The 7,656-nt window shown below is 72.2% G+C and carries 6 protein-coding genes; 2 read left to right on the forward strand and 4 right to left on the reverse strand.

The genetic code is table 11. From position 1 onward, the window contains the following. A complete protein-coding gene (locus ABT296_RS14705; protein WP_351927017.1) occupies positions 1 to 687 on the reverse strand; it encodes a maleylpyruvate isomerase family mycothiol-dependent enzyme in 687 nt (228 codons plus the stop codon). 223 nt (positions 688 to 910) lie between these two features. Between ABT296_RS14705 and uvrA the strand changes: the two genes are divergently transcribed. Then, on the forward strand, positions 911 to 3,958 hold the full coding sequence (gene uvrA, locus ABT296_RS14710) for an excinuclease ABC subunit UvrA (RefSeq protein WP_351927019.1): 3,048 nt from the start codon (positions 911 to 913) through the stop codon (positions 3,956 to 3,958). Between the two features lie 111 nt (positions 3,959 to 4,069). On the opposite strand, the gene ABT296_RS14715 is transcribed toward uvrA, so the two are convergent. Beyond that, a complete protein-coding gene (locus ABT296_RS14715; RefSeq protein ID WP_351927022.1) occupies positions 4,070 to 4,624 on the reverse strand; it encodes a YceI family protein in 555 nt (184 codons plus the stop codon). A gap of 100 nt (positions 4,625 to 4,724) precedes the next feature. Between ABT296_RS14715 and ABT296_RS14720 the strand changes: the two genes are divergently transcribed. Then, complete coding sequence (locus tag ABT296_RS14720; protein WP_351927024.1) at positions 4,725 to 5,579, forward strand: helix-turn-helix domain-containing protein; 855 nt, start codon at positions 4,725 to 4,727, stop codon at positions 5,577 to 5,579. Here the strand turns inward: ABT296_RS14720 and ABT296_RS14725 are convergent. Both ABT296_RS14725 and ABT296_RS14730 read right to left on the reverse strand, forming a co-directional pair. Then, positions 5,569 to 6,492 carry a carbohydrate kinase family protein gene (locus tag ABT296_RS14725; protein ID WP_351927026.1) on the reverse strand — a complete coding sequence of 308 codons (924 nt, stop codon included), beginning with the start codon at positions 6,490 to 6,492 and terminating at the stop codon, positions 5,569 to 5,571. The two genes, ABT296_RS14720 and ABT296_RS14725, sit on opposite strands and share 11 nt — an antisense overlap. Further along, positions 6,489 to 7,532 carry a LacI family DNA-binding transcriptional regulator gene (locus ABT296_RS14730; RefSeq protein WP_351927042.1) on the reverse strand — a complete coding sequence of 348 codons (1,044 nt, stop codon included), beginning with the start codon at positions 7,530 to 7,532 and terminating at the stop codon, positions 6,489 to 6,491. The genes ABT296_RS14725 and ABT296_RS14730 overlap by 4 nt, the downstream gene beginning before the upstream one ends. Between the last annotated feature and the right edge of the window lie 124 nt (positions 7,533 to 7,656).

The raw sequence follows: 7,656 nt of genomic DNA on the forward strand, positions 1-7,656 counted from the left end.
CTATAGCGGCGGGAGCGCCGGCAGCGGTCCGCCGGCCGTCGTGAGCGCCGAGCCGTCGCGGCGGCCGCAGAGCCAGCCGAGCACGTCCGCCGGGGAGCCGCCGACGACGATCGGCTCGCCCTCGGCGCGGCCGGAGCGCAGGACCTCGCCGCCCGCCGGCTCGATCACCAGTGCGGGGACGTCGGGGTGGCCGAGGAACCGCTCGGCGAGGAAGTCGCACTCGCGCCGGGTGAACTCCTCCGGCAGATCCTCCAGCTCGTAGCCGATGTCGAGGTCGACGTGGTGCAGCTCCATCTCGACCCAGCGCCGGAACGGCACCCGGGACGCCGAGTCGGTGACGCCGTTGCGCAGCTCCACGGTCCGTGACCAGTCCTCGGTCGCCGCGGTGACCCGGTCGAGGGCGGCGGCGCTCTCCCGTACGTCCGTGACCTGGGCGTCGAGGGGGCGCGACGCGTCCCGCTCGATGTCGGCCTCGCGGGATCCGGCGGAGGCGTACATGGGGCGCCCCTCGAAGACGTTCACCAGGGCGTCGGCGTTGCGGGCGAGGTGGGCGAGGACATGACCGCGGGTCCAGCCCGGCAGCCGTGACGGCTCGGCCACGGAGGCGTTGTCCAGTTTGGCGGCAGCGGTGAGCAGCCGTTCGGTCGCGTCACGTACAGACGCCAGGTCATGAGCGTGATCAATCATGCTGCTGACCTTAGTGCGGCCACACCTTCGGGTGAAGGTGGTGAAACTGCGCCGTAAATCGAATGCGCGTGCTATATGGTCGGTCGTGACGTCGGGCATGCTGGAGAGCTGGGGATTGTTGACGCATCCGGGAATCCGACCGGCGTTGTCAGTGGCTCCCCCTAGTCTGGGATCGACGGGGGCCTCGCCCCTGTCACTTCTCTCAAGAAAGGTGCGGACCGGCGTGGCCGACCGTCTCATCGTCCGTGGCGCGCGCGAGCACAACCTCAAGAATGTCTCGCTCGACCTGCCGCGCGACTCGCTCATCGTCTTCACGGGCCTGTCGGGGTCGGGCAAGTCCTCGCTGGCCTTCGACACCATCTTCGCGGAGGGCCAGCGGCGCTACGTGGAGTCGCTGTCGTCCTACGCCCGCCAGTTCCTCGGCCAGATGGACAAGCCGGACGTCGACTTCATCGAAGGTCTCTCGCCCGCGGTCTCCATCGACCAGAAGTCGACCTCGCGCAACCCGCGCTCCACGGTCGGCACCATCACCGAGGTCTACGACTACCTGCGCCTGCTCTTCGCGCGCATCGGCAAGCCCCACTGCCCCGAGTGCGGCCGGCCGATCTCCCGCCAGTCGCCGCAGGCCATCGTCGACAAGGTGCTGGAGCTCCCCGAGGGCAGCCGCTTCCAGGTGCTGTCCCCGCTGGTCCGCGAGCGCAAGGGCGAGTTCGTCGACCTCTTCGCCGACCTCCAGACCAAGGGCTACTCCCGCGCGCGGGTGGACGGCGAGACCGTCCAGCTCTCCAGCCCGCCCACGCTGAAGAAGCAGGAGAAGCACACCATCGAGGTGGTCGTGGACCGCCTCACCGTGAAGGACACCGCCAAGCGCCGGCTCACCGACTCCGTCGAGACCGCCCTGGGCCTGTCCGGCGGCATGGTCGTGCTGGACTTCGTCGACCTCCCCGAGGACGACCCCGAGCGCGAGCGCATGTACTCGGAGCACCTGTACTGCCCGTACGACGACCTCTCCTTCGAGGAGCTGGAGCCGCGCTCCTTCTCCTTCAACTCGCCCTTCGGCGCCTGCCCCGAGTGCACCGGCATCGGAACGCGCATGGAGGTCGACGCCGAGCTGATCGTCCCGGACGAGGACAAGAGCCTCGACGAGGGCGCCATCCACCCCTGGTCGCACGGCCACACCAAGGACTACTTCGGCCGCCTCGTCAACGCCCTCGCGGACGCGCTCGGCTTCCGGACCGACATCCCCTTCGCGGGGCTGCCGCAGCGCGCCAGGAAGGCCCTGCTGTACGGGCACAAGACGCAGATCGAGGTCCGCTACCGCAACCGGTACGGCCGCGAGCGGGTCTACACCACGCCCTTCGAGGGGGCCGTCCCCTTCGTCAAGCGGCGGCACGGCGAGGCCGAGTCCGACGCCAGCCGGGAGCGCTTCGAGGGCTATATGCGCGAGGTGCCCTGCCCCACCTGTGAGGGCACCCGGCTGAAGCCGATCGTCCTCGCGGTCACGGTCATGGAGAAGTCGATCGCCGAGGTCTCGGCGATGTCGATCAGCGACTGCGCGGAGTTCCTCGGCAAGCTGAAGCTCAACGCCCGCGACAAGAAGATCGCCGAGCGGGTGCTGAAGGAGGTCAACGAACGGCTGCGGTTCCTGGTCGACGTCGGCCTGGACTACCTCTCGCTGAACCGCGCGGCCGGCACCCTCTCCGGCGGTGAGGCCCAGCGCATCCGGCTGGCCACCCAGATCGGCTCCGGCCTCGTCGGCGTCCTGTACGTCCTGGACGAGCCGTCCATCGGTCTGCACCAGCGCGACAACCACCGGCTGATCGAGACCCTCGTCCGGCTGCGCGACATGGGCAACACGCTCATCGTCGTCGAACACGACGAGGACACCATCAAGGTCGCCGACTGGATCGTCGACATCGGCCCCGGTGCGGGCGAGCACGGCGGCAAGGTCGTGCACAGCGGCTCCCTGAAGGAGCTGCTCGCCAACGCCGAGTCGCAGACCGGCCAGTACCTCTCGGGCAAGAAGGCCATCCCGCTGCCCGACATCCGCCGCCCGCAGGATCCGACCCGGCGGCTCACGGTGCACGGCGCCCGGGAGAACAACCTCCAGGACATCGACGTCTCGTTCCCGCTCGGCGTGTTCACCGCCGTCACCGGGGTCTCCGGATCCGGCAAGTCGACGCTGGTCAACGACATCCTGTACACGCACCTGGCCCGCGAGCTGAACGGCGCCCGGAGCGTCCCCGGACGGCACACGCGCGTGGACGGCGACGACCTCGTCGACAAGGTCGTCCACGTCGACCAGTCGCCCATCGGCCGCACCCCGCGCTCCAACCCGGCCACGTACACCGGGGTCTTCGACCACATCCGCAAGCTGTTCGCGGAGACCACCGAGGCGAAGGTCCGCGGCTATCTGCCCGGCCGGTTCTCCTTCAACGTCAAGGGCGGCCGCTGCGAGAACTGCGCGGGCGACGGCACGATCAAGATCGAGATGAACTTCCTCCCGGACGTCTACGTCCCGTGCGAGGTCTGCCACGGTGCCCGCTACAACCGGGAGACCCTGGAGGTCCACTACAAGGGCAAGTCCATCGCCGAGGTCCTCAACATGCCGATCGAGGAGGCCACGGAGTTCTTCGAGGCCGTCCCCTCGATCGCCCGGCATCTGAACACGCTCAAGGACGTCGGCCTCGGCTACGTCCGGCTCGGTCAGTCCGCCACCACCCTGTCCGGCGGCGAGGCCCAGCGGGTCAAGCTCGCCAGCGAACTGCAGAAGCGCTCCACCGGCCGCACGGTCTACGTCCTCGACGAGCCGACCACCGGTCTGCACTTCGAGGACATCAGCAAGCTGCTGAAGGTCCTGGCCGGGCTGGTCGACAAGGGCAACACGGTCATCGTCATCGAGCACAACCTCGACGTGGTCAAGACGGCCGACTGGGTCGTCGACATGGGCCCCGAGGGCGGTGCCGGCGGCGGTCTGGTGGTCGCCGAGGGCACCCCCGAGGAGATCGCCGCGGTCCCCGCCAGCCACACCGGCAAGTTCCTGCGGGAGATCCTCGGCGCAGACCGCGTCAGCGACGCCAGCTCGGTGAAGGCCCCACGCAAGGCGGCCGCGAAGAAGACGGTCGCCGCGAGGACGGCGGCGAAGAAGACCGCCACCGCAAGGACGGCCACCGCGCGGACCGCCGGCACCACGGCCGCCAAGAAGGCCGCCGGGACCGCCAAGAAGGCGGCACCGGCGAAGAAGACGACCCGGGCCCGCAAGACCACCTGAGCCCTCGTCCGCCGACCGAAAGCGGCGCGCCCCCGCGGAGAACTCCCGCGGGGGCGCGCCGCTTTCGGCCTCGCGCGCCCGGGTGCGGCCTCACCCGCCCGGGTCCCGGCCTCACACCCCCACCGGCTCGACGAACTCCATGTCCAGCTGGATCTTCACCGCGTCACCGAGCAGCCCGCCCCCGAAGTCCAGCCCGAAGTCGCTGCGCCGGATCTCGCCCGTCGCCTCGAACCCGGCGTGCCGGCTGCCGTCGAAGTCGCCCAGCCCGCCGAACTCCACGGCCAGCGTCACCGGGCGGGTCACCTCGCCGATGGTCAGCTCTCCCTCCATCGACCAGTCCTGACCCGCCCCGGACACCCGGGTCGAGCGGAACCTCATCGTCGGCCGCTTCTCCACGTCCAGCAGATCGGCCGAGAGGGTGTGGGCGTCACGGTCGGCGTTGCCGGTGTCCAGCGAGGCGAGCGCGATCTCGGCGCTCACCCGCGTCCCCCCGGCCGTCGCACCGACGTACAGCTCGGCGCTCACCTCGCGGAAACGGCCCCGGACCTTGGCGATCCCGAGGTGGCGGATGGTGAAGTTGACGGCCGAGTGCAGCGGGTCGAAGGTCCACTGCCCGGGGGCCAGCGGCAGGGTCACAGCGGTGTTCACGGCGTTGTCCTGAGTCATGCCTCCACCCTGGGACCGCCGCCGGACGGGAGGGAGACCGTGCCGAGGGTGGTAGGGACAGGGCCACGATCCGGGGCCGCCCGCGCGGTACGTTGCACAGGTGAGCGACAACGAGCTGGGAGCCTTCCTGCGCGGCTGCCGCGAGGCCGTCGAACCCGCCGAGGTCGGACTGCCCACCGGAACGCGCCGCCGCACCCCGGGCCTGCGCCGCGCCGAACTGGCCACCCTCGCCGGCGTCAGCGTCGAGTACGTCACCCGCCTCGAACAGGGCCGCGACCGCAACCCCTCGCCGCAGGTCCTCGGCGCCCTCGGTGACGCCCTCCGCCTCACCGTGCCGGAACGCGTCCTGCTGCGCCGCCTCGCCAAGGAGGCCGGCGGCGGCCAGGGGCTCTGCTCCCACGCCGTACCGCCCACCCGGACCGTGAGGCCGGGCCAGCGGGCCCTGCTCGACCGGCTGGAACCCACTCCCGCCGTCCTGCTCAACTGGATCGGCGACCTCCTCGCCCACACCCGGGGCTACGAACGGCTCGTGCGGCCGCTCGGCCTGCTCGACGCCGAGCAGCCCAACCTGCTCCGGTACCTCTTCACCGACGAGCGCGCCCGCACCGCCCACCCCGGCTGGAACCGGCTCGCGGACGAGCAGGTCGCCCACCTCCGGCACGAGACCTCCGTCCAGGACCCCTACGTCGGCGCCCTCGTCGACGAACTCACGGTCACCGCGGGGGCGCCCTTCGCCGACCGTTTCACCGCCGTGCCCGCACCGCCGCGGCGCGCCGGCGTCGAGACGGTCGTGCACCCCGAGGCCGGCACCCTGCGGCTGGCGTACGAGACGCTCACGCTCCCCGACGACGGTCTGCGCATGGTCGTCCACCTGCCCGCGGACGAGGCCACCGCCGCCGCGCTGGACCGCCTCGGCGGCCGCACCCCCGGTGCCCTGCGCGCGGTCAGCGGCTGAACGGCGCCCCGGCCAGTTCGGCGGCGTACGGCGGTTCCGCGCCCGCCCGCGAACAGGTGACCGCCGCCGCGCGCGCCGCGAACCGCAGCAGGCCCGTCCAGTCGTCGGCACCGAGGCGGGCCACCGCCTCCGCGGACAGGGCGTCCCGGACCGACAGCCCGTGCAGCAGGGCCGCGTTCACGGTGTCGCCGGCCCCGATGGTGTCCACCACCTCCACCTTCTCGCCCGGCACGGAGTGCTCGGCCCCGTCGCGGGTGAAGACGGTCAGCCCGTCGCCGCCCCGGGTGACCACCACGGCGGCCGGGCCCCGCTCCAGCCACTCGCGCGGGCTGCCACCGAGCCAGTCGGCGTCCTCCGCGGACAGCTTCAGCAGACAGACCGAGGGCAGCCAGCCGAGGAACCGGGCCCGGTAGGCGTCCGGGTCGGGGATCAGCCCCGGGCGGATGTTGGGGTCGAGGGCCGTGAACACGCCCCGCGCGGACGTGTCCCGCATCAGCTCCTCGTACGCGCTCGCGCCCGGCTCCAGCACCAGCGAACAGGTACCGAAGGACACCGCGCGCGTACCGTCCGGCAGCCTGGCGGGGGCGGTGAACAGCCGGTCGGCGCTGCCCTCGACGTAGAAGGAGTACGCCGCCGAACCGCCCCCGTCGAGCGTGGCGACCGCGAGGGTCGTCGGCTCGGGCCCGCGCTGCACCCCCGACACGTTCACCCCGGCCCGCCGCAACCCCTCCAGCAGCGCCTCGCCGAAGGCGTCGTAGGAGGTGCGGGAGCAGAAGGCCGTGGGGGAGCCGAGGCGGCCCAGGGCCACCGCGGTGTTGAAGGGGCCGCCGCCGAGCGCCGGCCGCAGGGTCGTGAGGGCGCCCGTGCCCTCGGGCACGAGGTCGATCAGGGCCTCACCGGCGACGACGATCACGAGTCGGTTCCTTTGCTCGCGGGCGGAAGGGGGTCGGGACAGCCGCACGAGGTGCGGTGGACGAGCGCGCAGTCGAGCCGTACGGTCCGGGCGGGCCGGTCCGGCTCGGCCAGCCGCTCCAGCAGCACCTGGACGGCCCGGGCGCCCAGCTCCCGGCTGGGCTGGGCCACCGCGGTCAGCCGGGGCTCGAACAGGTCGGCCCAGGCGAAGTCGTCGAAACAGCACAGGGCGATGTCGCCGGGCACCGACAGGCCGTGCGCCCGCAGCGAGCGCAGGGTGCCGATGGTCATCGCGTTGTTGGCGGTCACCAGGGCCGTGGGCGGGGCGGCGAGGGAGAGCAGGGCCGCGGTGGCGCGCTCCGCGCCGGCCGACTCGGAGTCGCCGTGCGCGATCAGCTGCTCGTCGTGGGCGAGACCGGCGGACGCGAGCCCCTGCCGGTAGCTGGCGATCCGCTCACCGGTGGTGCTCAGCCCCCGGCGCCCCGCGACCAGCCCGATCCTGCGGTGGCCCAGTTCGGCGAGGTGGGTGACGAGCCGGGCCGTCGGCTCGGTGCCGGCCGTGCACACCTGGTCGAAGTGCGGCCTGGCGCCCTCGTCGACCAGCCGGTCCAGGAACACGGCCGGTACGTCGTGGCGGCGCAGGTAGGACAGCAGCTCCCGCGGGTCGGGGGAGGGCGCGACGACCATGCCGTCGACCCGTCGCTCGTGCAGCAGCTGGACGACCTTCCGCTCGTGCCCGGGGTCGTCGTGCGGATCGGCGATGAGCAGGCCGTAGCCGTGCTCCAGGGCGGCCGCCTCGACGCCCTGGAGGATCTCGGTGAAGTAGGGGTTGCTGATCGCCGACACCGCGAGGCCGATGGAGCGGGTACGGGCGGTGACCAGGGAGCGGGCGAGGGAGTTCGGGGTGTAGCCGAGCCGCTCGACGGCGTCCAGGACGGCCCGGCGGGTGTGCGGGAGCACCGGACGGGTGTCGTTGAGGACGTGCGAGACGGTGGCCACGGAGACGCCCGCGGCGCGGGCCACGTCGGCCATGGTCGGCATGGCGCCCTCCCCCTTCGCGTGAGCCAGGACCCCGCCGTGCGGGGCGTCCTGGCGGGGAACGTATCCCATCCGGCGGTGGTGGTTTAATGGATGGGGCACGGTTATTTGCAACGCCCCCGGCGTG

The sequence above is a fragment of the Streptomyces sp. NPDC000983 genome, assembly GCF_040299205.1.
In the GTDB taxonomy this organism is placed as follows: Bacteria; Actinomycetota; Actinomycetes; order Streptomycetales; family Streptomycetaceae; genus Streptomyces.

Coding starts and splice junctions, on each gene's coding strand:
- ABT296_RS14715 (WP_351927022.1), bottom strand. CDS start 4,624: ATGACTCAGGACAACGCCGTGAACACCGCTGTGACCCTGCCGCTGGCC.
- ABT296_RS14705 (WP_351927017.1), bottom strand. CDS start 687: ATGATTGATCACGCTCATGACCTGGCGTCTGTACGTGACGCGACCGAA.
- ABT296_RS14730 (WP_351927042.1), bottom strand. CDS start 7,532: ATGCCGACCATGGCCGACGTGGCCCGCGCCGCGGGCGTCTCCGTGGCC.